22 protein-coding genes and 1 tRNA gene are annotated in these 23,646 nt (G+C 69.8%); 12 read left to right on the forward strand and 11 right to left on the reverse strand.

The genetic code is table 11. The features are described from left to right. Positions 1–191: 191 nt before the first annotated feature. On the reverse strand, positions 192–1,151 hold the full coding sequence (locus OV427_RS37505) for a zinc metalloprotease HtpX (protein ID WP_267861032.1): 960 nt from the start codon (positions 1,149–1,151) through the stop codon (positions 192–194). Positions 1,152–1,305: 154 nt separating this feature from the next. Next, positions 1,306–1,713, reverse strand: a complete 408-nt coding sequence (locus tag OV427_RS37510) for a hypothetical protein (RefSeq protein WP_267861033.1) — start codon at positions 1,711–1,713, stop codon at positions 1,306–1,308. A gap of 166 nt (positions 1,714–1,879) precedes the next feature. Between OV427_RS37510 and fni the strand changes: the two genes are divergently transcribed. The 7 genes from fni (at position 1,880) to OV427_RS37545 (ending at position 9,463) form a co-directional block, all read left to right on the forward strand. After that, positions 1,880–2,938, forward strand: a complete 1,059-nt coding sequence (fni, locus tag OV427_RS37515) for a type 2 isopentenyl-diphosphate Delta-isomerase (RefSeq protein ID WP_267861034.1) — start codon at positions 1,880–1,882, stop codon at positions 2,936–2,938. 33 nt (positions 2,939–2,971) lie between these two features. Beyond that, positions 2,972–4,300 carry a hydroxymethylglutaryl-CoA reductase, degradative gene (locus OV427_RS37520; protein ID WP_267861035.1) on the forward strand — a complete coding sequence of 443 codons (1,329 nt, stop codon included), beginning with the start codon at positions 2,972–2,974 and terminating at the stop codon, positions 4,298–4,300. Between the two features lie 4 nt (positions 4,301–4,304). Beyond that, the gene (mvk, locus tag OV427_RS37525) at positions 4,305–5,237 is read left to right on the forward strand and encodes a mevalonate kinase (RefSeq protein ID WP_267861036.1); all 933 of its coding nucleotides are present in this window, start codon (positions 4,305–4,307) and stop codon (positions 5,235–5,237) included. 8 nt (positions 5,238–5,245) lie between these two features. After that, the gene (gene mvaD / locus OV427_RS37530) at positions 5,246–6,232 is read left to right on the forward strand and encodes a diphosphomevalonate decarboxylase (RefSeq protein ID WP_267861037.1); all 987 of its coding nucleotides are present in this window, start codon (positions 5,246–5,248) and stop codon (positions 6,230–6,232) included. Beyond that, the gene (locus OV427_RS37535; RefSeq protein WP_267861038.1) at positions 6,232–7,311 is read left to right on the forward strand and encodes a mevalonate kinase; all 1,080 of its coding nucleotides are present in this window, start codon (positions 6,232–6,234) and stop codon (positions 7,309–7,311) included. The genes mvaD and OV427_RS37535 overlap by 1 nt, the downstream gene beginning before the upstream one ends. 83 nt (positions 7,312–7,394) lie before the next feature. Then, complete coding sequence (locus OV427_RS37540) at positions 7,395–8,717, forward strand: alpha/beta hydrolase family protein (protein WP_267861039.1); 1,323 nt, start codon at positions 7,395–7,397, stop codon at positions 8,715–8,717. A gap of 167 nt (positions 8,718–8,884) precedes the next feature. Continuing rightward, positions 8,885–9,463 (forward strand): DUF642 domain-containing protein, encoded by a 579-nt coding sequence (locus tag OV427_RS37545; RefSeq protein WP_267861040.1) that lies wholly within the window; start codon positions 8,885–8,887, stop codon positions 9,461–9,463. A gap of 1 nt (position 9,464) precedes the next feature. On the opposite strand, the gene OV427_RS37550 is transcribed toward OV427_RS37545, so the two are convergent. Further along, on the reverse strand, positions 9,465–9,593 hold the full coding sequence (locus OV427_RS37550; RefSeq protein ID WP_267861041.1) for a hypothetical protein: 129 nt from the start codon (positions 9,591–9,593) through the stop codon (positions 9,465–9,467). A gap of 179 nt (positions 9,594–9,772) precedes the next feature. Between OV427_RS37550 and OV427_RS37555 the strand changes: the two genes are divergently transcribed. Beyond that, a complete protein-coding gene (locus OV427_RS37555; RefSeq protein WP_267861042.1) occupies positions 9,773–11,083 on the forward strand; it encodes a hypothetical protein in 1,311 nt (436 codons plus the stop codon). A gap of 23 nt (positions 11,084–11,106) precedes the next feature. Continuing rightward, a complete protein-coding gene (locus OV427_RS37560) occupies positions 11,107–11,700 on the forward strand; it encodes a hypothetical protein (RefSeq protein WP_267861043.1) in 594 nt (197 codons plus the stop codon). Between the two features lie 23 nt (positions 11,701–11,723). Here OV427_RS37560 and omp85 read toward each other — a convergent pair whose 3' ends face one another. Further along, positions 11,724–12,896 (reverse strand): Omp85 family outer membrane protein, encoded by a 1,173-nt coding sequence (gene omp85 / locus OV427_RS37565; protein WP_267861044.1) that lies wholly within the window; start codon positions 12,894–12,896, stop codon positions 11,724–11,726. A gap of 179 nt (positions 12,897–13,075) precedes the next feature. Here omp85 and OV427_RS37570 point away from each other — a divergent pair, with 179 nt between their 5' ends. After that, entirely contained in the window at positions 13,076–14,638 is a 1,563-nt protein-coding gene (locus OV427_RS37570; protein WP_267863533.1) for an alkaline phosphatase family protein, read from the forward strand. Between the two features lie 11 nt (positions 14,639–14,649). Then, the gene (locus OV427_RS37575) at positions 14,650–15,735 is read left to right on the forward strand and encodes a lysylphosphatidylglycerol synthase transmembrane domain-containing protein (protein WP_267861045.1); all 1,086 of its coding nucleotides are present in this window, start codon (positions 14,650–14,652) and stop codon (positions 15,733–15,735) included. 89 nt (positions 15,736–15,824) lie between these two features. Here OV427_RS37575 and OV427_RS37580 read toward each other — a convergent pair. The 7 genes from OV427_RS37580 to OV427_RS37610 all read right to left on the reverse strand — a co-directional run bounded on the left by OV427_RS37580 (position 15,825) and on the right by OV427_RS37610 (position 21,164). After that, positions 15,825–15,908: transfer RNA gene (locus tag OV427_RS37580), tRNA-Leu, on the reverse strand. An 81-nt stretch (positions 15,909–15,989) separates the two neighbouring features. After that, a complete protein-coding gene (locus tag OV427_RS37585; protein WP_267861046.1) occupies positions 15,990–16,367 on the reverse strand; it encodes a 2Fe-2S iron-sulfur cluster-binding protein in 378 nt (125 codons plus the stop codon). A 1-nt stretch (position 16,368) separates the two neighbouring features. Beyond that, complete coding sequence (hscA, locus tag OV427_RS37590) at positions 16,369–18,213, reverse strand: Fe-S protein assembly chaperone HscA (RefSeq protein WP_267861047.1); 1,845 nt, start codon at positions 18,211–18,213, stop codon at positions 16,369–16,371. Continuing rightward, complete coding sequence (gene hscB / locus OV427_RS37595) at positions 18,210–18,758, reverse strand: Fe-S protein assembly co-chaperone HscB (protein ID WP_267861048.1); 549 nt, start codon at positions 18,756–18,758, stop codon at positions 18,210–18,212. Before hscB ends, hscA begins: the two co-directional genes overlap by 4 nt. 92 nt (positions 18,759–18,850) lie before the next feature. Then, a complete protein-coding gene (locus OV427_RS37600) occupies positions 18,851–19,252 on the reverse strand; it encodes a HesB/IscA family protein (protein WP_267861049.1) in 402 nt (133 codons plus the stop codon). A 24-nt stretch (positions 19,253–19,276) separates the two neighbouring features. Continuing rightward, positions 19,277–19,678, reverse strand: coding sequence for a Fe-S cluster assembly scaffold IscU (gene iscU, locus OV427_RS37605; protein WP_163998403.1), 402 nt, complete (start codon positions 19,676–19,678; stop codon positions 19,277–19,279). 124 nt (positions 19,679–19,802) lie between these two features. Further along, positions 19,803–21,164, reverse strand: coding sequence for an IscS subfamily cysteine desulfurase (locus OV427_RS37610; protein ID WP_267863534.1), 1,362 nt, complete (start codon positions 21,162–21,164; stop codon positions 19,803–19,805). A gap of 381 nt (positions 21,165–21,545) precedes the next feature. Here OV427_RS37610 and OV427_RS37615 point away from each other — a divergent pair, with 381 nt between their 5' ends. Continuing rightward, positions 21,546–23,606, forward strand: coding sequence for an SPFH domain-containing protein (locus OV427_RS37615; RefSeq protein WP_267861050.1), 2,061 nt, complete (start codon positions 21,546–21,548; stop codon positions 23,604–23,606). Positions 23,607–23,646: the final 40 nt, after the last annotated feature.

Raw genomic sequence — 23,646 nt, forward strand, 5'->3', positions numbered from 1 at the left:
TTGCCTGGGAACCACGCTCACCCAATAGCAAGTGACGTACCAGGATGTACCTCGGAGAGGTTCGAGAGGGCATCCCCTGACATGGCTGCGCGCGCCCGCGCACCTGCGTCTTCGTTGGACGCAGCCGCGTTCAAGGGAAACGCGTCCCCGGCTGGCAGGGCTCGAGCCCACCTCGATGGGCAGTCACATCGTCAGTACGCGTACTCCCAGCCGCCAGGCCCACGTGCCCGGTAGCCACCCGCGCGGGCCCCCAGCTCGCGCAGCCTGCGCACGCGCTCCGGAATGGGCGGGTGCGTGGAGAACAGCTTCATGACACCGCCGTGGTGCAGCGGGTTGACGATGAACAGGTGCGAGGTGGCCGGCGCCCTGTCGTAGGGCATCGCTTCCGCGCCGCGCTCGAGTTTCAACAGCGCGTCCGCCAGCGCATCCGGGTCACCGCACAGCTCCGCGCCGGCCAGGTCCGCGCCGTACTCGCGCGAGCGGCTCACCGCCAGTTGCAACAGCGTTGCGGCGATGGGCGCCACCAGCAGCAGGCCCAGGCTGGCGAACGCGCCGCCGAAGCCCTCGTCGTCGTCACTTCGCGACAGCATGGACCCGCCGAACCAGAACAGCATCTGCGCCGCGTAGCTGATGACGCCCGCGAGCGTCGCAGCCACCGTGCCGATGAGCGTGTCCCGGTTGCGCACGTGGCCGAGCTCGTGCGCGAGCACGCCCTCCAGCTCGCGCCGGTCGAGGATGTCCATCAGCCCCGCCGTCACCGCCACCGCCGCGTGCTTCGGGTTGCGTCCGGTGGCGAACGCATTGGGCGAGCGCGTGGGCAGCAGGTACACCCTGGGCTTGGGCATGCCCGCGCGGGTCGCCAGCCGCTCCACCATCTGGTGCAGCCAGGGCGCACTCTCGTAGGGCAACGGCTTCGCGCCGTGGATGGCCAGGGCAATCCGGTCGCTGAACCAGTAGGAGCCGAAGTTCATCACCACCGCGAAGAGGCCCGCGAACATCAGGCCCTGCGCGCCGCCGAGCCTCTCGCCGAGGAGGAGCACGAGCGCCGTCAGGCCCGCGAGCAGCACCGTCGTCTTGAGCGCGTTGCCCAGGCGGTGCCACCCACCGCCGCCGATGCCTCGCGAGGGATTGTGGGTGCCGCTGTAAGCCATGGTCGTCTCGTTCCTTTCGCCCGTCGCCGGAGCACTTCGGGGCTTCAGAAACGTAAACAGGAGCCCGGATGCCGCAACGGAAGCGGGCGGGCGCCCCGTGGGCGCGCGGGGCACCGGGCACGCCCGGAGGACAGGCGCGGGGCCGAGCGCTTCGTCAGAGATGGAAGCGGTCCGTCACGCCGGCCGTGCGCTGGAGGATGGCGCTCCAGCCCAGCCACACGTCGATGCCGCTCTTCTCCGCCGCCGCTTCTCCGCCGAGCGCGCCCAGCGAGCCCGTGCATCCGGCGAGGGTGCACAGCCCCGAGTCCGTCAGGTGCTCCAGGAGGACGCGCAGCGTGGGCATGCCGCGCGACTCGAAGCGGTCCGTCACGTCGTCGCGCCCCGGGAAGTCCGGCTCGTCCAGCTCGCCCTTCAGGAAGCGCTCCAGGGCCCACCAGAAGAGGTACACCTCCGCCCGCCGTCCCGAAGCGACGGCCGCCGCGGCGATGGACAGCCCCTGGTGGACGCGGTCGTAGTCGCCGCTGTGCAGGAAGACGACCACCTTGGACGCGGGGGCGCTCACGGGGGTCTCATACCGCCCACAAGCGGGCCTCGTCCATTGGCGCCCATGGAGCGACCGCTCGGGGCCCTTTGTCTTGCGCCCCGCCCCCGCCGCTTGCTAGGAAACCCCCGGGCATTCAGGCACTTACACGCTTTGATCAGTTTCGGGCGGACCGGGTTCGAGCACCATGGGTGAGGACATCACAGCCAGGCGCAAGGATGCCCACCTGGACCTGTGCGCCACGGGGGACGTCGAGCCCGGGCAGAACAGCACCCTGCTGGAGTGTGTCCGCCTGGTCCATTGCGCCATGCCGGAGATGGCCGTGGAGGACGTGGACCTCCGCACGCCGTTTCTCGGGAAGACGCTGCGCGCCCCGCTGCTCGTCACGGGCATGACGGGCGGCACCGAGCGTGCCGGCGCCGTCAACCGCGACCTGGCGATGCTGGCCGAGCGTCACGGGCTGGCCTTCGGTGTGGGCAGCCAGCGCGCCATGGCGGAGGACGCCTCGCGGGCCGCGTCGTACCAGGTGCGGCAGGTGGCGCCCACGGTGGCGCTGCTGGGCAACATCGGCCTGTACCAGGCGGTGCGGTTGGGCGTGGACGGGGCGCGGCGGTTGGTGGAGGCCATTGGCGCGGACGGGCTGGCGCTGCACCTCAACGCGGGCCAGGAGCTCACGCAGCCAGAGGGCGACCGGGACTTTCGCGACGGCTACCGCGTGGTGGAAGCGCTGGTGCGCGCCTTCGGCGACCGGCTGCTGGTGAAGGAGACGGGGTGCGGCATCGGCCCGGACGTGGCGCGGCGCCTGGCGGACCTGGGCGTGCGCAACCTCGACGTGTCCGGCCTCGGTGGCACTTCGTGGGTGCGGGTGGAGCAATTGCGCGCGTCAGGCGTGCAGGCGCAGCTGGGTGCCGAGTTCAGCGCGTGGGGCATCCCCACCGCGGCGGCCCTGGCCACCGTGCGGCGGGCCGTGGGTCCGGACGTCCGGCTGGTGGCAAGCGGAGGCATCCGCACGGGGTTGGAGGCGGCCAAGGTGCTCGCGCTCGGCGCGGACCTGGCGGGCATGGCGCTGCCGCTGTTCCGCGCGCAGCAGGCGGGTGGGTACGAGGGTGCGGAGGCGGCGCTGGGAGTCATCCTCGCGGGCCTGCGGCAGGCGCTCGTCCTGACGGGGAGCAGAAGCTGCGCTGAACTGCGGCAGCGACCCCGGGTGGTGACTGGAGAGTTGAAGGATTGGTTGGCGGCCCTGTAGAGCAGTGCCGCGCCGAAGTGGGGAAGGAAGAACATGTCTGAGACCGTGACGTCCCGGCTCGCCGGGTTCCACAAGCTGCCGATGGAGGAGCGCCTCGCGCAGCTCGCCCGGATGTTCCGGCTCACGCCCGAGGAACTGCAGCAGCTGCGCGGCACGGCGTCGCTGGAGCCCGTGCTCGCGAACCAGATGATCGAGAACGCGGTGGGCACCTTCTCCCTGCCGCTGGGCCTGGGCCTCAACATGCAGGTCAACGGGCGCGACTACCTGGTGCCCATGGCCGTGGAGGAGCCGTCGGTGGTCGCGGCGGTGTCCTTCGCCGCGAAGATCGTCCGCGAGGCGGGTGGCTTCACCGCCGAGGCCGACGAGTCGATGATGATTGGCCAGATCCAGGTGACTCGCTACGGCGACCCGACGGTGGCCACCGAGAACATCCTCGCGCACAAGGAGCAGATCCTCGCGCTGGCCAACAGCTTCCACCCGTCCATGGTGGCGCGCGGCGGTGGCGCCCGGGACGTGGAGGTCCGCGTGCTGCCGGCGCCGGAAGGCCCGCGAGGCGAGCCGCTGCTCATCGTCCACGTCCTCATCGACACGCAGGAGGCGATGGGGGCCAACCTCATCAACACCGTGGCCGAGGGCGTGGCGCCGCTCATCGAGCAGATCACCGGCGGCAAGGTGTACCTGCGCATCCTCTCCAACCTGGCGGACCGCCGGCTGGCGCGCGCCATGTGCCGCATCCCGCTGGCGCAGCTGGCGGACTTCAACATGCCGGGCGAGGAGATTGCCGAGGGCATCGCCCAGGCCAGCCGCTTCGCGGAGGCCGACCCGTACCGCGCCGCCACGCACAACAAGGGCGTGATGAACGGCATCGACTCGGTGGCCATCGCCACGGGTCAGGACTGGCGCGCGATTGAGGCCGGCGCGCACGCGTTCGCCTGCCGCGGCGGGCAGTACCGGCCGCTCTCCACGTGGTACCTGGAGGAGGGCCACCTGGTGGGCCGGATTGAGCTGCCCATGGCGCTGGGCACGGTGGGCGGCCCCATCAAGGTGCACCCGGGCGTGCAGATGTCCCTCAAGCTGATGCGCACCACCAACGTGCGCGAGCTGTCCATGGTGTTCGCGGCGGTGGGGCTGGCGCAGAACTTCGCGGCGCTGCGGGCGCTGGGCAGCGTGGGCATCCAGAAGGGACACATGGCGCTGCACGCGCGCTGCGTGGCGGTGACGGCGGGCGCGCGCGGCCACTGGGTGGAGAAGATTGCCAACCTCCTGGTGAAGGCCGGGCACGTGAAGGTGGAGAAGGCCCGGGAGCTGCTCGCCAGCCTTCCGGCCGAAGACGCCGCGGCCGCCACCGGCACCAACGGCTGAGCCCGTGGCCCCGCGCTCTCCACCGCTGACGGCCTTTGGCGCCGGCAAGGTCATCCTGCTCGGCGAGCACAGCGTGGTGTATGGCCACCCGGCGCTGGCCGGGCCGTTGTCCCAGGGCGTGACGGCGCGCGGGGGGCCGGCGAAGCAGTGCCAGCTCTCGCTGCCGTCGAACCTGAGCCGACCACAGCGTGCGCAGCTCACCGCCGCCTTCGCCCGTGCGGCGGAGGCCACCGGCTCGCCGCCGGTGAAGGTGACGCTGGACGCGGACCTGCCGCTGGCCGTGGGCCTGGGCAGCTCCGCCGCGCTGTCGGTGGCGTGCGCGCGACTGTTGCTGAAGGCGGCGGGGAAGGAGCCCACGCCGAAGGACGCCGCGCGCGTGGCGTGGGCCATGGAGCAGGAGTTCCACGGCACGCCGTCCGGCGTGGACCACACCACCAGCGCCCAGGAGCAGCTCGTCCTCTACCGCCGCAAGCCGGGTACGACGGTGGGCAAGGGGCAGCGGGTGGACAGCCCGAAGCCGCTGCACGTGGTGGTGGCGTTGGCGGGTGAGCGCAGCCCGACGAAGGCGACGGTGGGGGCGCTGCGCGAGCGGCAGGCGCGGTGGCCCCAGCGGTACACGCGCCTGTTCACCGAGATTGGGCGCGTGGCCTCCGAGGGCGCGCGGGCGGTGGAGGCGGGAGATCTGGAGGCGCTGGGGGACGCGATGAACGTCAACCAGGGCCTGCTGGCGGCGCTGGGGCTGTCGTCCCCGCCGTTGGAGGAGATGGTGTACCGGCTGCGGGGGCTGGGGGCGCTGGGCGCCAAGCTCACCGGGGCCGGCGGAGATGGTGGGGCCGTCATCGGCCTGTTCCTCGAACCCGGGCCGGCGGTGACGAAGCTCACCCGGCTCGGCGTGCGCTGCTTCAGCAGCCAGCTCGCGGGTCCGCGGGCGTTGTGAGTCCACTCATGAAAGCGACTGCACTCGCGCATCCGAACATCGCCCTGGTGAAGTACTGGGGGAAGCGGGACGACGCGCTCATCCTTCCTCACCAGTCCAGCCTGTCCCTCACGCTGTCGCCGCTGTCGGTGACGACGACGGTGGAGTTCGGCGTGGGCAACGACGCCGTGGAGCTCAACGGCCACACGGCCCGGGGCAGCGAGCGCGAGCGCGTGCTGCGCCTGTTGGAGTCGGTGCGCGCGGCGGCGAAGAAGGAGTTGGGCCCGGCGAAGGTGGTGTCGCGCGGGGACTTCCCCATGGCGGCGGGGCTGGCCAGCAGCGCGGCGGGTTTCGCGGCGCTGGCGGTGGCGGGGCGCGCGGCGGCGGGACTGCCGGCGGAGCCGAAGGCGGCGAGCATCCTGGCGCGCCTGGGCAGCGGCTCGGCGTGCCGAAGCGTGCAGGGCGGCTTCTGCGAGTGGCAGCGCGGAGAGCGCGCGGACGGCGAGGACAGCTTCGCGGTGCAGCGCTTCGACGCGGCCTGGTGGCCGGACCTGCGCATGGTGGTGGCCATCCTCGACCGCGGCGAGAAGGAGGTGAAGTCGCGGGACGGGATGAAGCACACGGTGGACACCAGCCCGTACTACCCGGCGTGGGTGCAGGACGCGGAGAAGGAGCTTCCCCAGGCGCGCGAGCACATCTCCCGGCGTGACTTGCAGGCCTTGGGAGAGTTGTGCGAGCGCAATGCGTGGCGGATGCACGCGACGGCCTTCGCGGCCAACCCGCCGCTCTGCTACCTGAATTCGGGGACGCTGGCGCTCATCCAGCACCTGCGCGAGCAGCGGAAGAAGGGCATGCCCGTGTGGTTCACCCTGGACGCGGGGCCCAACCCGGTGCTGCTGACGGACGCGGCACATGAGGTGGCGGCCGAGGCGCTCGCGCGCGCATGCGGCGCGCTGGAGGTGGTGCGGTGCGTGCCGGGCGGTGACGCGGAATTGAAGGCGGAGCACCTGTTCTGATGGAGCGCGCCCTCTCCGCGCCGGGGAAGTTGTTCGTCTCCGGTGAGTACGCGGTGCTGTGGGGCGGGGTGTCGCGCGTGGCCGCGGTGGCGCCTCGCACGGCGGCCCATGTGCGGCGTCGCAATGATGCCCGCGTGCACGTGTGCCTGGAGGAGGGGACGCTGGGCGGGAGCACCACGCCCCTGGGCGTGCGCTGGGAGCGCGAGGTGCCGGCGGGGTTCTCCTTCGTGGCGCGCGCGCTGGACGAGGCGCTGCGAGCGCACGGCCGCGCGAGCCCGGGCTTCGACCTGGCGGTGGCGCCGTCCGCGGTGGGGCCGAACGGGCAGAAGCTGGGCATGGGTGGCAGCGCGTGCGCGACGGTGCTGGCGGCGGAAGGCGCGCGCTACGTGCTGGAGGAGCGCTACGACGCGCTGAAGCTGGCGTTGGCGGCGCATGCGCTGGGGCAGGGCGGGAAGGGTAGCGGCGGGGACGTGGCGGCGAGCTTCGCCGGAGGGCTGCTGCGCTACCGGCGCTATGACGTGGCGCCGCTGATTGAAGCGAGCAACGCGGGCCGGCTGCGCGCGGCGCTGGCGGAGTCCCCGTCAGTGGACGTGTGGCGCCTGGCGGTGCCGCGCGTGTCCATGGCGTATGCCTTCACGGGTGAGAGCGCATCCACGCGGCTGTTGATTGCGCAGGTGGAAGCGCGGCTCGAGGAGGCGGGGCGGCGGGCCTTCGTGGAGCGCTCGGACGCGCTCGGGCAGGTGATTGAAGACGGCCTCGGGGGTGGAGACTTCCGTGCCTTCTCCGAGGCGGTGAAGGCGCAGCACGAGTTGTTGCTGGAACTGGGCCCGCTGGAGACGGAAGGGATGCGCCGGGTGCTCGCGCTGGCGGCGGCGTACGGCTGCGCGGGGAAGCTGTCCGGCGCGGGTGGCGGGGACGGGTGCATCTTGTTCGCCCCGGATGCGCAGGTGCGCGCGGAGCTGTGCAAGGGCTTGGAGGCGCGTGGCTTCCATACCCTGACGCTGGACGCGGAGCCCGGTGTGCGCGGCGAGGCGCAGGTGGATGTGCGGCTGCGCAACTGGTTGGACGCGCTGGGCTGAGCTGCTCGGAAAAGTGCGGGTGACAGGTTCGAACGCCTCCGGGGTTTGAACGTCAAACGCTCCTTCCGAGAGGTTTTCAGACCATGCTGAACCGTCGCTCCCTCCTCCAGGCCAGCCTTGGCCTCACCGGGGGCCTTGCGCTCCTTCGTACGACGCCCGCCAACGCCGCGGCGCCTCGTCAGACTCCTGCCGCCGCGGAGCCGCGTCCCTGGTACGAGCTGGGGTTGATGGAAGACCCCATCATGGAGAGTCAGCTCTTGCACTTCCTGGCTGGGACGTACAGCGCCCAGTCGGATGTCGGCGAAGTGCTCGACACCGCGCGCCGCATCGTCCCGGGCGACGATTGGAGCTGGCCCACCGAGTGGGTCAGCACGGCCGACAGGCTCCGCATGATGGGCGACGCGAGCCACGCGAAGGGCCGCCGTCACAGTGCCGGCAATGCGTACCTGCGCGCCGCCAATTACTACCGCGCCGCCTTGATTCATCACCCCGAGCCCGGCCATCCGAGCGTGCTCGCCACGGGGCGCAAGGCCGTCGATGCGTACAACAAGGCCGTCTCGCTGCTCCGGATTCCGGCCACCGCCGTGCGGATTCCCTACGAGAACACCACGCTGCCCGGCTACTTCTTCCGGAGCCCCAGCGCCCACGGCCAGGCGCCGCTGCTCGTCTTCCAGCAGGGGCGCGACGCCTGGCCCGAGGAGTCCAAGTATGTGATTGATGCCGCCCTGGAGCGTGGCTACCACTGCCTCATCGTGCACGCGCCCGGTCAGGGCATGGCCATCCGCGCGCAGGGGCTCGCCTTCCGGCCCGACTGGGAGAAGGTCATCACCCCCGTCATCAACTTCGCCACGCGAATCTCAGGCGTGGATGACCGACGCATCGCGCTGCTGGGGTGGAGCATGGGTGGGGCGCTCGTGCCGCGCGCGGCCGCCTTCGAGCGGCGCATCAAGCTGCTGATTCCGAACCCGGGTGTCCTGGACTGGGGGCAGGCTTCGTTCGACCAGTTCAACATGTACTTTCCGGACATCATGCCGCTGCTCGACCAGGACCCGCGGGCGTTCGACGCGGCGATGGCGCAGTTGATGGACGCGGTGTTCCTGTACCGCTGGTACATGCGGGACTCGATGTCCAAGCACGGCGCCAGCTCGCCGTCGGACCTGCTGTTCAAGCTCCGCGAGTTCACCAACGTGCCCGTCGTACAGCGCATCCGCTGCCGCACCCTTGTCATGGACGGCACCGCCGAGGCCTTCACCGTGGGCCAGGCGAAGCTGCTCTTCGACGCCCTGACGTGCCCCAAGGACTACCTGCTCTTCACCGAGGAGGACACCGGGCAACTGCACTGCCAGGAAGGCGCGCAGGCCGTCGCCAACCACCGCATGTTCGACTGGGTCGACGAATACATCTGAGTCAGACGCGCCCCTGCGGGGCCCGCACGCCCGGCTGCACGGCGGGCGGGTTTAATGTCGACAATTCAATCTTTTCTGTGTTTCGCGTTACCCAGTTGCGGCTGTCACGCCGTGCCATGTGCGGGGTCCAAAAAGCCCCGCCGTGGCCCACCTACGCAGGGGGCAACATGAACGTGAAACACATCATCCGTGGTGGCGCTGTACTGGGACTGGTGCTGGCGGGCTGTGGCGGGCCGCAGACGGAGGAGCCGGCGACTCCGGAGCTGGGGAGCACGGAGCAGGGGCTCCAGCTCATCACCAACAGCGGCTTCGAGGCCGCTCCGTCCGGTAGCTACAACTACACGGTTCTCACCACGGGAGCGACGACGCTCACGAACTGGACCATCGGCGGCAGCATCAAGGTGATGCACAGCACCTACAAGACGCCGAACAGCGGTACCAAGTCCGTGGACCTCAACGGCATGGGCGCGGGCAGCATCTCGCAGACGATTCCCACGGTGGTGGGCGGCGGGTACACGGTGAAGCTCTGGGTGGCCAACAGCCCTGGCTGCACGGGCGTCAACCGCTCCGCGAAGCTCACCTACGGCCCCTCCACCGCGAGCTTCACGAACTCGCTCGCGGGGTGGACGCAGCGGACGTACGTGTTCAACGCGACGACGACGAGCACGCTCATCAAGCTGGAGAGCACCTCGACCGGCGTGACCTGCGGCATCGCCGTCGACGACCTCACGGTCGACGGTCCGTGATTCACGCGTAGTCGCGCGCGTCCGGGAGGGGCACCGTGGCTCCTCCCGGATGCGTGCCCCCGTCGATGCCCGTGGCTCGTGGAGGACTTCGGGAATTGTCCTCATCCAGCACGCGCTGCCGTAGCGTCATGCCCTCCAGAAGCTGGAGGACCCTGCATGACGCTCCGACAGGTTGGTGCCGTACTCATGGTGCTCCTGACCGCCTGTGGAAGCGCTCCACGTGTCTCGCGCCCCTCGGAGGATGGCGGCGAGGGGAGCCCAGGGACGGCTCGATACGGCTTGCTCGTCCTCTCTCCAAGAAGCACACCTGTGTCGCCGGTCGAGGTGGATGCGGATGACTTCATGGAGGCGGTGGCGAGGCTGGCTCGCGAAGCCCGGCCCGTCGAGACGCCTCGGGAGCAGGCCCGGCAGTTGCTCGCCCAGGCCTTGTCTCAGGTGGAAGGCGAACACCTCATCCGGCTGGCTCCCGTGAACGTGAGTGCAACCGCGTCGCGCGCCGAAGCGGAGCTGACGCGCGAGTACCTGCGCTGGTGCCAGCGCACGCAAGGCGGTGGTGACTGCCTGCGCCTGCTGGTGGATGGCGCCACTGTGCGCGGTGACGACCGGTATGCCCTGGCCCTGGCGATTTCGCTGGGCTCGGTGCTCGCGGAAACGACGCAAGCGCTCAAGGGCATGGTGCAGCCCTCCGCCGTGCTGGCCCTGTTGGTGTGGACGGCCGTCGTCTACCTGCTGCTGTGGGCACTACCCGACCCGCTCTCCAAAACCATCGCGGCGGGAATGACGGTGGTGTTGCTGGGCTGGCTGGGCGTGGACACGGTGTGGAGCCTGATGCGCGGCTGGGTGCGGCTGGTGGAGGACGCCGACCGGGCCACCACTTTCGACGAGCTGAGCGAGGCCGGAGAGAAGTTTGGCCGGGTGATGGGCGAGAACACCGCGCGTGTGCTGGTGATGGTGGCTACGGCGGCCCTCGGTGGCGCGGTGCCGAAGCTGGCGAAGTTGATGCCGAAGCTGCCCGGCTTCTCGCAGGCAGCCGTGCAGGCCGAAGCACAGGGAGGGCTCCGGCTCGCGGCGGTGGCTGACGTGGAGTCGGTGGCGGCTTCGTCCGAGGGCACCTTCTCCGTCCTGATGAAGAGCCCGGGGAGCCGGGCGGGCGCGGCGGCCGCGGAGTCAGAGGCCGCGGTCACCACCATCCTCCGGCACCAGGGCGGCAACCGGCAGGTGCTCACCCACGGTCAACGCTGGCACGTGCCCGCGAACAAGCTGTTGAAGGACCTCCCTGCGGCGGACCCTGTGGGAGACCGGCTGCAGGCCGCTGCTGTCCGCAGTGCCGAGCGCTGGAGCGTGCGAGGGCCTGACGCCGACGAGCTCATCGCCATCCAGCGTGCCGCGGCACAGGGTAGGACGTGGCTGGCGCGATTGTTGGAACGGCAATCCAGAGGCCGCTTCGTAGAGGGTGAGCTGAGGAGGCAATTCCCAGAGCTGCGGTGGAGCCGGACTGGTGTCGACGCGGTTGATCCTGCAACAGGGTACAGATACGAAGTTCTCTCCGGGACGGCCTCCAACCTGACCCTGCACGGACAGCGCATGGCAGATGCCCTGTTCCGGATGATCACCTTCTGAGCGCGCCAGCGGATTGAGGCTCCATGATTCAGTTCCGAGATACAGAACTCGTGAACGAGCGGCTCGAGCTGACCAGCAAGACCGAGCACTACTACCTCGGTCATCACCTGACCTTGCGCAACTGCACGCTCGTCATCGGGGTGCCGGCCAGCGCGCTGACCATCGCCAGGACACGCCTCATCGACTGCTCCATCGAGGTGAAGAAGCCCCTCAAGCACTTCCGCTGGGACGAGGTCTTCGTGAAGGGCTGTCGCTTCACCGGCACCCTGAGCGGCAATGATTTCGGCCGCTGGCCAGACTCCGAGGCAGGGGGCATCGAGGACTGCGATTTCACGGGCGCACAACTCGACGGGTGTCGGTTCATCGGCTGTGACGCCAGCACCCTGCGATTTCCCTCATGGCCATGCTTCACCGTTCTCGACCCCGCTCGGAGGAGCCGTGAGCTGGCGGCGCTCCCATGGCCCGGTCAGGTCGGAATCGTAGTGGGCACGTTCTCCCAGTACCCGCCGTCTACGGCGGCCGTGACGTTCTCCGCGACAAGGCTCGCCAAGGAGTCTGGCGCCACCGAGGACGAGCTCCGCAAGGTGCTGGAGCAGGTGAACGGCGTGAAGCTGTAGCCGTTCCGAGCCCCAGGCCCGCTTCAGAACATGTGCCCGAAGGTCAGGTAGAACCGCCCTCGCCCGGTCTCCGTCGAGCGCGCATAGTCCGCGCGCACCGTGGCGGCGCGACGGGACAGGCGCACGCCTCCGCCGATTCCCGGGTGCCACTCGTACCACTTGCCGTCCGGCACGCCCGGGTGCCACACGCGGCCGAAGTCCATGAACACCACGGCGCCCAGCCTCATGCTCTGGCCGAACATCTGGAGGTTCGCCGCCTGGAACCGCAGCTCCGTGTTGCTGAACGCCTTGATGTTCCCCGAGAAGCGGTTGCGCTCAATCCCGCGCACGCTGCTCATCCCACCGATGCCCTCGGACACGTTGACGCCGCCCGTGTTGCTCCACTCGTAGAACGGCACGTCGCCGAAGAGCATGTCCAACGTCAGCCGGTGCGCCAGCGTCAGCCGCGACGACAGCTTGATGTAGCGCCGCTCGCTCAGCGTCACGCCCGCATACTGGTACCTGCTCCCCGTCGCGCTGCCCGACACGCGCAGCGCCAGCTCCTCCACGCCGCCCACCGTCGGGTCCGACTCGTCGTCGCGCGTGTCCCAGAGCACGCCCGCCAGCAACTGTCCCGTGGAGCCACCCTCGATGCCGAGCGGCTTCTGCTTCGACAGCATGGACGCCTCATTCGAGTCCACGCTCGTGTACCGCCACCCGTAGCCCACGTACGACTGGAGCGGGTGCGTCAGGCCGAACGGCCGCCCGCGCAGGCGCACCCAGAAGCCCGGCGAACCCTTGTCGAAGTTGTAGCGAGGGTCGTCCTCATCGCCGCGGAAGTCAGGGGCGGACTTGTTGCCCGCGCCGAAGAAGGGACTGCGCATCTCCCGTCGGTACTCCAGCCGCCCCTCCAGCCGCAGCGGGCCGATGAGCTGCGGCCCGTCGTAGCGCAGGTAGTGGGTCTGCACGCCGCGGGTGCTGAAGAACACCTGCGCGCCAATGGCGTGCGCGTACGGCACCTTCCCCGGCGAGTACAGGTACATGCCACCCACGCCGCCGTAGCCGAAGCCGTGGTCCGAGTTGAAGCTCACCAGCGGCAGTGCAATCGCGTCGACACCGGACTCCTTCTTCGCGGGCGGTAGCCCGGGGGCGGGCTGTGGAGGCACCACCGGGGCGGCGGCCAGGCTGGCGAGGATGAGGGCGGCGGGAATGAGCATTGGGGGACCGCTCTGAACTGTCAGAGGAACGAAAACATCCCGAACGGCGGAACGGCCCGGGCTGCTTGCCTACCCACCAGCAGACCAGGCTGCTGGCGAAGGCGAGCGGCCCCCCGAGTGCTCATTTTGCCTCGCGGGGGAGGGGAGGCGTCAACGTGAGCGGTGTCATTACGCCAGCCATGCACATGTGGGCCAACGGCCTGGTACGTCGTATTGGCTCAAAGGTTCCACCGTCGCCACAACGCCGGCCGAGGAATGTGGTCATCGTGCACCTTGACGGTGTGCCGAAGACCCTCCTGGACCAGGCCGTCGTCGCCGGGAAGATGCCGTTTTTCTCGAGCCTCGTCCGCTCTGGCACCTTTCACCTGGAAGACGCGTTCTGGGGCGCACCCACGTCGACGCCCTATTTCCAGGCGGGGCTGCTCTACGGGATGCGGCACTCCAACCTGCCGGCCTACTCCTGGTACGACCGCGAGCTGGGACGCAAGGTGCAGATGAACACGCCGGCGGACGCGCTCGAAATCGACCAGCGCCTGCGCGGCGCGGGGCGCACCAGCCTGCTCGACGGCGGCGGACACGGGTACTTCTCGCTGTTCCGCGCGGGCGCGAACAACGCGCTCAGCATGAGCACGCTGGCCAGCTTCAAGCTGATGGCGCGCTCGTTCTCCTACGAGATGATGGGCCTGTCCGCGGCACGCACGCGCGGTGTGTTCTCCTACCTGCGCTCGCTGGGCATGGACACGTGGCACGCGGCGCGCGAGGTGCGGCACTGGGTGCGCTCCATCCGCGACTGGCGCCACGAGCAGGGCTTCCTCATGAGCCGCGTCCTCCTGCAGCGGCTGGGCTGGAGCTTCGCGCACACCAAGGCGCTCGTGGACATGGTGCGCGGCGTGCCCGCCGTCTACCTCGTCTACGGCAACTACGACGAGGTGGCCCACCGCCGCGGTCCCCGCTCGCGGCTCGCGCTCGACGAATTGCACCGCGTGGACACGTATCTCTCGGAACTCTACGCGGTGGCGCGCACCGTGGAGCGGCCCTACGACGTCGTCATCCTCTCCGACCACGGGCACGTGGACAGCCTGCCGCTGGAGCGGCGCCAGGGCCGGCGCCTGGAGCAGTGGCTGCTCGAAGGCGGCGACGCGGGCCCACCGTCCGAGGACGTGGTGCGCGGCCTCTGCGACGGCCGCGTCCGTCCCGAGCCGGACACCCCCCCGCGCGCGCCCTTCAAGCCGGTGGTCATGGAGTGCGGCAACTTCGCGCACGTGTACCTCTCCGGTGGGCGCCAGCCGCTGGAGGCCCGTGAGCTGCTCGCGCGCTTCCCTCGAGTCCTCGCGCACGTCACGCAGAGCCCGGAAATTGGCATCGTCGCGATGCGGCGGGGCCACTCCGCGGTGGCCGTGGTGAAGGGGGGTGTGTACGGCCCGGACGAGCTGGACCGCGCGCCGCTGTCGCCCGAGTTCAGCAAGCGCGCGGTGGCGGACTTCCTCCGCGGGCTGCCCTCGATGTCGACGGCGGGTGACGTGGTGCTCTTCGGCGAGGCGGTGCAGCGTGGCGGCACCGTGGGCTTCGCATGGGAGTTCGGCTCGCACGGGGGACTCACGCGCACGGAGGCCAACAGCCTGGTCGCATGGCCGGCCAACGCTCCGGTGGACCTGTCCGGGCTGGGCCACTGCGTGCAACTCCACGAGCGGCTGGCGGAGGCGTACCTGGACCCGGCACCGTCCCTGAGGCTGGTGCTGTGAAGGGGAGGGGAATGAGGCCCACGCGCGGGAGTGGAGGCCGTACGCTCATCAAGGCCCTGCTGGCGGTGCTGGGCCTGGTGTTGTCCGTCTTCCTGCTGTCCACGGCCTTCTTCCGGTGGAACCTGCACGACGCGGGGCCGCTGCTCCAGCCGCGCTTCCCGCTCGGCGAGTTCGTGAGGGCGCTCCCCGGCCACCTCGTGTGGCTGGTGCCCTTCCTCCTCCTGCAGGCCTCGGTGATTCCGCTGCGCGCGGTGCAGTGGCAGAGCACCCTGCGCCGGCCGGTGCCGCTGAAGGAGCGCTACCACCTGGTGGCGATTGGCGCCTTCGTGCACAACGCGCTGCCGGGGAAGCTGGGCGACATCATGCGCTCGTTCCTCCTGTCGCGCACGCAGCGCATCCCCTTCCTGCGCTGCCTGGGCTCGGTGGGCGTGTGCAAGCTGATGGAGTTCGCCGCGCTGATGCTGCTCGTCTCCGCGTCGCTGCTGGGCCCCTTCGGCGGGACGCTGGCCCGCTTCCACACCGAGCTGGAGGTGGCCGTCTACCTCTGCATCGGCCTGGTGGCGCTGGTGGTGCTGCTGGCCCACTGGGCCGCGCCGCTCGCGCACGCGATGCACCGGCGCCACAAGCTGCCCCGGGTGGAGAGCTTCCTCCACCACCTGAGCGACGGCCTGGGCACCGCGCGCTCCTTCACCGGCATGGCCCGCGTCTTCGTCTTCTCCGTGGGCCCGGTGCTGGCCTCCGCACTGGCCTATGGCATGGCGCTCCACGGCATCGGCATCAGCGGGGGACTCTTCGCGGGGGCCGTCGTCCTGGGCGCCATCTCCCTGGGCCAGTCGCTCCCCGGCGTGCCGGCCGGCATGGGCCTCTACTACTTCGTCACCAGCTGGGCGGCCCGCAGCCTGGGCGCCACAGCGGAGGACGCCGCGGCCTTCTCCACGCTCACCCACCTGGGCACCGTCATCAGCCAGGTGGCCGTGGGCGCGTGGTCCGTGCACGTGCGGAAGATTCGGATTCGAGATCTGCGCAAGGGCGGCAGTCTGGCCCGCGAGGCCGCGCACCACGTGGCCCACGATGCCGTGGAGCCCGCGCCGCCCTGAGCAGGGGCGACGAAGCGGGCTTCGGAATCCATACCCCAGAAAGCGAAAAGGGGCCCCGGTTCGGAAACCGGGACCCCTTATCAACTTCATGCCCAGGAGAGGACTCGAACCTCCATGCCCTTGCAGGCGCTAGACCCTGAATCTAGTGTGTCTACCAATTCCACCACCTGGGCGGGTGGGGCTGTGCTGCCGTGCTGCGATGGGCGAGACGTATAGATTTCCTGCCCGGCCTCGTCAAGCACTACGTAACAACCCTACTTCTTCAACGGCCATTTCCCCTCGGCCTCGAGCGCGCGGCGCAGGGCGGGGTTCTCGTCCATGAAGGCGGTGAGGGACTCCTCGGTGATCTCCACCTGGATGTCCTCGGTGCCCAGCTCCGTCTGACAGCTCAACCGGGAGTACGGGCGGACGTCGAACCCCATGTCCAGACGGTCGGCCTCCGCGTCCGTCTGCTCGCTCAGCGAGTCGAGGCCCTTGCGCACCCAGATATGGCAGGTGGAGCAGGCGCAGACGCCGCCGCAGCTGTGGCCCACCTGGGCGCCGCACGTTTCGGCGGCGTCCAGCAGGGTGGTGCCGGTGGGCACGTCGGCGCTGACCTCGGCCAGGGCGCTCTTGAAGGTCACCTTCGGCACGTCAGTACTCCTCCACGGAGTGCCCGGCCACCACCTGGGTGATGGCCTGGTTCATCACCCGCTCGATGAAGGGCCGCGACGCCTCGTCCAGCGCGTGCACCGCCTCCTTCAGCTTCAGGTGGTCATCGCCCTTCATCAGCTCGCGCACGCGCGCCATGCCCGCGTCGATGGCGGGGCGCTCGCCTTCCTGGAGCAGGTCGCCGTGCTCACGCAACTGGCGCTCGGCCTCTGCGAGGACGCGCTCGGCGTCCACGCGCTGCTCGCGCACCTGTCGGACCTGGATGTCCTCCTCGGCGTGGTCGATGGAGTCGAGCAGCATCTGCTCGATTTCCTCGTCGGTGAGGCCGTGGCTCGGCTTGACGGTGATGGACTGGCTGACGCCGGTGCTCTGCTCCTTCGCGCTGACGGAGAGGATGCCGTCCGCGTCCACGCTGAAGCGCACCTCCACCCGTGCCATGCCCGCCGCCAGCGGCGGAATGCCGGAGAGGGTGAAGCGCGCGAGGCTGCGGTTGTCCTGCACCAGCTCGCGCTCGCCCTGCACCACGTGCACGTCCAGGCCCGTCTGTCCGTCCTTGAAGGTGGTGAAGACCTGGGCCGCCGCCATGGGGATGGTGGAGTTGCGCGGAATGAGCTTCTCGGTGATGCCGCCCATCGTCTCCAGCCCGAGCGACAGCGGAATCACATCCAGGAGCAGCACGTCGTCCTGGCGGTTGACGGTGGTGAGCAGGTTGGCGAGCACCGCCGCGCCCATGGCCACCACCTGGTCCGGGTCGATGTCACCCAGCGGCTCACGGCCGAACACCTCCGCCACGTACCGGCGCACCGCCGGCACGCGCGTGGCCCCGCCCACGAGGACGACGCCGTCCAACTCGGCCGCCGTCACGCCCGCGTCCTTCAGCGCCCGCCGGCACACCAGCCCCGTCTTCTGCACGAGCGGCTGAATCCACGCGTCGAAGTCCGCGCGCTTCACCGTCTGCGTATGGCTGCCCACGGTGAGCTGCACCTCGGGCGCGTCGGTGAGCGCCTCCTTCGCCTTGCGCGAGGCCGCGAGCACCTCCGCCACCAGCGAGGGTGCGGGCTCCGTCACGCCCATCGTCTGCAGCACGTGCCAGGCAATCACGCGGTCGAAGTCGTCGCCTCCCAGCGCGGAGTCGCCGCCGGTGGACTTCACCTCGAAGATGCCGTCCTCCAGCTTGAGGATGGAGACGTCGAAGGTGCCGCCGCCCAGGTCATAGACGGCGTAGGTGCCCTGGCTGCCCTTGTCCAGGCCGTAGGCCAGCGCCGCGGCGGTAGGCTCGTTGAGCAGCCGCAGCACCTCCAGCCCGGCCAGCCGGCCCGCGTCCTTGGTGGCCTGCCGCTGGGCGTCGTCGAAGTAGGCGGGCACGGTGATGACCGCCTGCTCCACCTTGGTGGAGAAGTGCGCTTCCGCGCGGCGCTTGAGGGCGCGCAGCACCTCGCCGGACACTTCAATCGGCGTCACCGGCGTGCCGCCGGCCACGTCGAAGCGGACCACCTTGGCGCCGGGGACGAAGCGGTAGTGCCCCAGCTTGCGCGTCTCCGCGTCGTCCGGGCTGCGGCCCATGAAGCGCTTCACGGAGGCGATGGTGTCGTCGGGGTGCTCGGGCGCCAGGCGCCGGGCCCGCGCGCCGACCACCACGCCGCCGTCCTTCGCGTAGTGCACGACGGAGGGCAACAGCAGCGAGTCCCCCTCGTCCACCGGGACGCAGCGAGGCTTGTCCTGGACCACCGCCGCGACGAGCGAGTTGGTGGTGCCCAGGTCGATGCCCACCGCCTGGCCCTTGGGCTTCAGCGGGTCGTGGATCTGCAGGTAGCCGTTCTTGCTCACGACAGACTCTCCTCCTCGAACGCGTCCACCTGCTCGAGGAAGCGCGTGAAGTAGCGCACCCGCCCCAGCGCGTGCGATGCCTTTTTCACCAGGTCTGCTTCCCCGCTCCCCCCTTCGAGGGTGCGCAGGGCGCCGGCCGCCTCGGCGAGCGCCGCCTTGCTCCGGGCCTCCACGTCGGTGGCCATGGCCCGCGCGCGAGGGAGGTCCTTCTTCTCCATGGCGCCGTCCAGCGCCTCGCGCAGCTCCATGACCTCCTCCAGGAACTCCAGCGGCATGTCCTTCTGGGCGCCCGCGTCCTCGCGGTCCAGATCGATGCCGTGCAGCTTGAGGAGGTAGAAGGCGCGGCGCACCGGGTCCTTCAGCGTCTTGAAGGCCTCGTTGAGGGCGGTGGTGCCCTCCAGCGCCTTGAGTCGCTCGCGCGCGTCGGCCTGCGCCACCCGGTCCGGGTGCCAGCGCAGCGACAGCTCGCGGTACAGCTTCTCCAGCGCCGGCACGTCCACGTCGTAGGCGCGCGGCAGGCCGAAGACGTCGAAGTGGGTCCTCACGGGGGCTTTCTCCAAGAAGGGTGACAAACGAAAAGGGCCCGGCGGCTGGCCGGGCCCGAGTGACGGTGGCTCCCCGGGGAGGGGAGCGGAGGTCATACGGAGAAGCTCTCTCCGCAGCCGCAGGCGGCCTTGATGTTGGGGTTGTTCAGCTTGAACCCCGAGGCCATCAGCGTCTGCTCGAACACCAGCTCCGTGCCGATGAGGTACAGGTAGCTCTTCGGGTCCACGAAGACGCGCACGCCGTCCTTCTCGAAGACCTTGTCGCGCTCGCGGGACTTCTCGGACCACTCCATGGAGTACTGGAGGCCCGAGCACCCGCCGCCCTTCACGGCCAGCCGCAGGCCGGCCTCGGGCGTCTGGCGCTGCTCCAGCAGCTCCTTCAGCCGGGCCACCGCGCTGTCCGCGATGGTGATGCCCTTGGGGGCGGGCTTCGCCGCGGGCGCGGTGGCAGGCGCCGGGCTCTGCATCGTCTCCTGGGTCGCCTGCTCACTCATGGTGTCCCTCTCTCCCGTCCCGCCTCAGGACGCCTTGGCCTGGCGCGCCGCGCGCTTCTTCTTGAAGTCCTCGATGGCCGCCTTGATGGCGTCCTCGGCCAGCACGGAGCAGTGGATCTTCACCGGCGGCAGCGACAGCTCGCGGGCCACGTCCTTGTTGGAGATGGTCATCGCCTCGTCCACCGTCTTGCCCTTCACCCACTCGGTGACGAGCGACGAGGACGCGATGGCCGAGCCACAGCCGAAGGTCTTGAACCGCGCATCCTCGATGCGACCGTCGTCCGTGATCTTCAACTGGAGCCGCATCACGTCACCGCACGCGGGCGCGCCCACCAGGCCGGTGCCGACGTTGGGGTCTTCCTTGTCCATCGTCCCGACGTTGCGGGGGTTCTCGTAGTGGTCGATGACCTTGTCGCTGTAAGCCATGTCGACTCCTTCAACGGATGCTTCGCACCAAAGGTTCCAGAGGGCAATGCCCCCCATGCGAGGGGCCATGCGCTCCGCTGTATGCCTGGAAAGACGGGCTAATGCGCCGTTCACTCGGAAGGCGCTAGTGCGCCGTCCACTCAATCGACTTGAGGTCGATGCCTTCCTTGGCCATCTCGTAGAGGGGGCTCATCTCGCGCAGCTTGCGGACCTTGTCCACCACCAGCTTCACCACGTAGTCCACTTCCTCCTCGGTGGTGAAGCGGCCCAGGCCGAAGCGGATGGAGCTGTGCGCCAGCTCCTCGTCCACGCCCAGCGCGCGCAGGACGTAGGACGGCTCCAGCGAGGCGGACGTGCAGGCGGAGCCGGAGGACACCGCCACGTCCTTGATGCCCATCATCAGGGACTCGCCCTCGGCGTGGGCGAAGGAGATGTTGAGGTTGCCCGGCAGCCGCTGCTCCAGGGAGCCGTTGATGATGGTCATGTCCAGCGCGTCGGTGAGCCCCTTCCGGAGCTTCTCGCGCAGCCGGAGGATGCGGGCGGCCTCGTCGGGCAGCTCCTTGCGGGCGAACTCCGCCGCCGCGCCGAAGCCGACGATGGCCGCGACATTGAGGGTTCCGGAGCGCATGCCACGCTCGTGGCCGCCGCCGTCGATGATGGGGGCGATGCGCACGCGCGGCTTGCGGCGCACGTAGAGGGCGCCGACGCCCTTGGGCCCGTACATCTTGTGGGCGGTGATGGACGCGAGGTCCACCTTCATGGCCTCCACGTCGAAGGGCACCTTGCCAATGCCCTGCACCGCGTCGCAGTGGAAGAGCACGCCCTTCGCACGGCAGAGGGCGCCAATCTCCGCGACGGGCTGCACGGTGCCAATCTCGTTGTTGGCGAACATGATGGAGACGAGCACCGTCTTCGGCGTCATCGCCGCGGCCAGCTTCTCCAGGCTCACCCGGCCGTCGGGCTCCACGTCCAGGTAGGTGACGCGCGCGCCGCCGGTGGGGCGCTCCGCCCACTTCTGGTAGACGGCGTCGTTCTCCACGTCGTACTTCGCCGCGAGCTCGGCCAGATTGTCCTCGGTGACGTCCTGACCGGACAGCTCGCCCAGGCGCAGCGCCTTCAGCTCGTCCAGGCGCTCCTGGCGCACGCGCTCCAGGCGCTTGCAGGTGTCCAGGACGGCCTTGTGCTCCGTCTTGAGGGTGATGATGTGGTCACCCTTCGACTTGTAGAACTCGATGACGCCCTTGATGGCCAGGTTGTCGGACTCGGTGGCGCCGGAGGTGAAGACGATTTCCTGCTCGGACGCGCCGATGAGCTCGGCCACCTGCTGGCGGGCCTTCTTCACCGCCGCCTCGGCCTTCCAGCCGAACACGTGGTTGCGGCTGGCCGCGTTGCCGAAGTCCTCGCGCAGATAGGGGAGCATGAGCTCCAGCACCCGCGGGTCCAGCGGCGTGGTGGCGTGGTAGTCCATGTAGATCGGCAGCTTCACCATTGGGTCCAACACCTTCCTGTAGGGGGCTTCCACCGCCCCCGCGCCCCGGCGCCTTCAAGGAGGCGCGCCGCAGGGGACTCACACCAGCCCACATGAATGTGGACCGGACTGGTCAAATATAAAAAGGCGTGCCCTCGGGTCAAGCGAACATAAGTCGGACGGAGGACCCGGCAGGAGGTGCTCCAGTGGGGTGCTGGAAGCGCTCCTGATTGAAGCGCCGGGATTGAACGCCGCGCCGCCGTGGATCAGTCCGGCCGCGCCGTCCTGGAGCAGGGTGCGCCGGAATGGCGCGGCCCCTTCGCCCAAAGGCCTGATTTCCCGGCAGGCCATGCCCTGGCCCGCCGCCTGCTCAGAGAGCGGGTCGCAAGGGAGGCAGGCATGAGCGCGAACACGAAGCAGGCGGCCAAGGCGAAGGAGTTCTCCGAGTCCGGCGAGGCAGGTGGCCGGACGCAGCTCGTCCGCGTGGACGGCGGCGGCGGTGGCGACGGGAGGAATCCCCGCCACATCGAGGGGTGGCGCGCGGGCAAGCCGGTGGAGGACCCGGAGAAGATGAAGCGCTGGGGGCTCGTCACCGCGCGGCCGAGCGAGTTCCTCGTGCACATGCGGCGTGGCCGGTTGCGCGAGGTCAGCGGCCAGGGCGCCAGCTGCTTCAAGCTGCCGGGTGACTCGGTGGCGATTGTGCCCACCAGCATCCAGCGCCTCCAGTTCACCGCGGACCAGGTGACGAACGAGAAGGTGGGCGTGGCGGTGACGGGCCTCGCGGTGTACCGCATCGCCGACCCGCTGGTGGCCTTCCGCATGCTGAACTTCTCCTTCCCGGAGCGGGCCCAGGAGAAGCTGGCGGAGCTTTTGCGCGAGATGTTCGTGGGCGCGGCGCGGCGCCTCGTGGCGAACATGTCCGTGGAGGAGTGCCTCTCCAAGCGCAAGGAGGGCATCGCCGCGGAGCTGATGCGTGAAATCGCCCCGGTGGTGGCGGGCAAGGGCAAGCTGGAGGACCAGTCCGACGCGGGCTGGGGCGTCATCCTCGACACGATTGAAATCCAGGACGTGCGCGTCCTGTCCTCCACCGTCTTCGAGAACATGCAGGCGCGCTTCCGCCGCGAGCAGGAGCGGCAGGCGCGCGAGGCGGAGCTGGCCAAGGAGCGCTTCGTCCACCGCGAGGAGACGGAGGCCGAGCGGCAGCTCAGCCTGCAGCGGCTGGAAGCGGAAGAAGAGGTGCGCCAGAAGCGGCAGGTGGCCGACGAGCAGGCCCGGCTGGAGGCGCTGGCGGTGGAGGCGCGCGTCGCCGAGGCGAAGCTCGCCCAGGAGCGCACGCTGAAGCAGGAGCAGGCCACGGTGGAGCGCGAGGTGGCGCTGACCAAGCTGGCCGCGGAGCAGGAGGTCCGCCAGAAGAAGCAGGTCTCCGACGAGCAGGCGAAGCTGGAGGCGCTGTCCGCCGAGGCGCGCCTGGTCGAGGCGAAGATTGTCGCCGAGCGCGCGCTGTCCACCAGTCGCGCGCAGGTGGAGATGGAGAAGCTGCAGCGCGAGCAGGAGGCGGAAATCGCCCGCCAGCGCATGGCGCTGGAGAAGCTCAAGCGCGAGCAGGATGCCAACGTGCACCAGGCGAAGCTGGAGCTGGAGAAGCTCAAGCTGGCGCAGGAGGCCGAGGCCGCGCAGGCCAAGGTAGAGCTGGCGCGCCTGCAGCGCGAGCAGGAGGCGCAAGCCGCGAAGTCACAGATGGAGCTGGCCCGCCAGCAGCGCGAGGCGGAGCTGGAGCTGGCGCGTCAGGAGCGCGAGCAGCAGCTGGAATTGGCGCGGCTGCAGCGCGAGCAGGAGGCGGAGGCCACCAAGGCGCGCATGGAGCTGGCGCGGCAGCAGCGCGAGCAGGAAATCGAGCTGGCGGCCCAGCAGCACGAGCAGGAGCTGTCGCTGGAGAAGCAGAAGCGCGAGCAGGAGGTGGAGCTGGCGAAGCTGCGCCAGGAGCAGGAGGCGGAAGCCGAGAAGGGCCGCATGGTGCTGGAGCGCATGCGCCGCGAGCAGGAGCAGACGACGGCGCGCCACGAGGCATTGCTCGCCGAGCACCAGCAGGAGGCGGAGCGGCTGCACGCGGAGCTCCAGGTGGTGCAGGCCCGCAGGTCCATCGTCGAGACGGAGGTGGTCATCGCCGAGCTGCGCGCGCGCAAGGACCGGGCGCACCAGGAGCTGGAGCTGGGCAAGGCAAGGGTGCTGCGCGACATCGAGAACAGCGTGAGCGCGGAGGTCATCCAGATGACGCTGGCGCAGCAGCTGCCGCAGGTGGCCGCCGCCTTCCAGCAGAAGATGGGTGAGGTGCACGTCACCGCGGTGGATGGAGCGAACCCGTTTGGTTACATCGCCGCCGCGGTGGAGGGCGTCATGGGGCTGGCGCGCTCCGCGGGCCTCAAGGTGCCTGCCTCCTCGCCTGGTGCCACGGCGCAGTAGCCGGTTGCCCCGGGTCTGCGTATAGAGGGGGAGCCCCGGG

The organism is Pyxidicoccus sp. MSG2, from assembly GCF_026626705.1.
Taxonomy (GTDB): Bacteria; Myxococcota; Myxococcia; order Myxococcales; family Myxococcaceae; genus Myxococcus.

What these genes read in the sequence shown, in the direction of transcription:
- OV427_RS37505 (WP_267861032.1), bottom strand. Translation starts at nt 1,151, where the DNA reads ATGGCTTACAGCGGCACCCACAATCCCTCGCGAGGCATCGGCGGCGGT.
- fni (WP_267861034.1), top strand. Translation starts at nt 1,880, where the DNA reads ATGGGTGAGGACATCACAGCCAGGCGCAAGGATGCCCACCTGGACCTG.
- OV427_RS37520 (WP_267861035.1), top strand. Translation starts at nt 2,972, where the DNA reads ATGTCTGAGACCGTGACGTCCCGGCTCGCCGGGTTCCACAAGCTGCCG.
- mvaD (WP_267861037.1), top strand. Translation starts at nt 5,246, where the DNA reads ATGAAAGCGACTGCACTCGCGCATCCGAACATCGCCCTGGTGAAGTAC.
- OV427_RS37535 (WP_267861038.1), top strand. Translation starts at nt 6,232, where the DNA reads ATGGAGCGCGCCCTCTCCGCGCCGGGGAAGTTGTTCGTCTCCGGTGAG.
- OV427_RS37540 (WP_267861039.1), top strand. Translation starts at nt 7,395, where the DNA reads ATGCTGAACCGTCGCTCCCTCCTCCAGGCCAGCCTTGGCCTCACCGGG.
- OV427_RS37545 (WP_267861040.1), top strand. Translation starts at nt 8,885, where the DNA reads ATGAACGTGAAACACATCATCCGTGGTGGCGCTGTACTGGGACTGGTG.
- OV427_RS37550 (WP_267861041.1), bottom strand. Translation starts at nt 9,593, where the DNA reads ATGACGCTACGGCAGCGCGTGCTGGATGAGGACAATTCCCGAAGTCCT.
- OV427_RS37560 (WP_267861043.1), top strand. Translation starts at nt 11,107, where the DNA reads ATGATTCAGTTCCGAGATACAGAACTCGTGAACGAGCGGCTCGAGCTG.
- omp85 (WP_267861044.1), bottom strand. Translation starts at nt 12,896, where the DNA reads ATGCTCATTCCCGCCGCCCTCATCCTCGCCAGCCTGGCCGCCGCCCCG.
- OV427_RS37570 (WP_267863533.1), top strand. Translation starts at nt 13,076, where the DNA reads ATGCACATGTGGGCCAACGGCCTGGTACGTCGTATTGGCTCAAAGGTT.
- OV427_RS37575 (WP_267861045.1), top strand. Translation starts at nt 14,650, where the DNA reads ATGAGGCCCACGCGCGGGAGTGGAGGCCGTACGCTCATCAAGGCCCTG.
- OV427_RS37600 (WP_267861049.1), bottom strand. Translation starts at nt 19,252, where the DNA reads ATGAGTGAGCAGGCGACCCAGGAGACGATGCAGAGCCCGGCGCCTGCC.
- iscU (WP_163998403.1), bottom strand. Translation starts at nt 19,678, where the DNA reads ATGGCTTACAGCGACAAGGTCATCGACCACTACGAGAACCCCCGCAAC.
- OV427_RS37615 (WP_267861050.1), top strand. Translation starts at nt 21,546, where the DNA reads ATGAGCGCGAACACGAAGCAGGCGGCCAAGGCGAAGGAGTTCTCCGAG.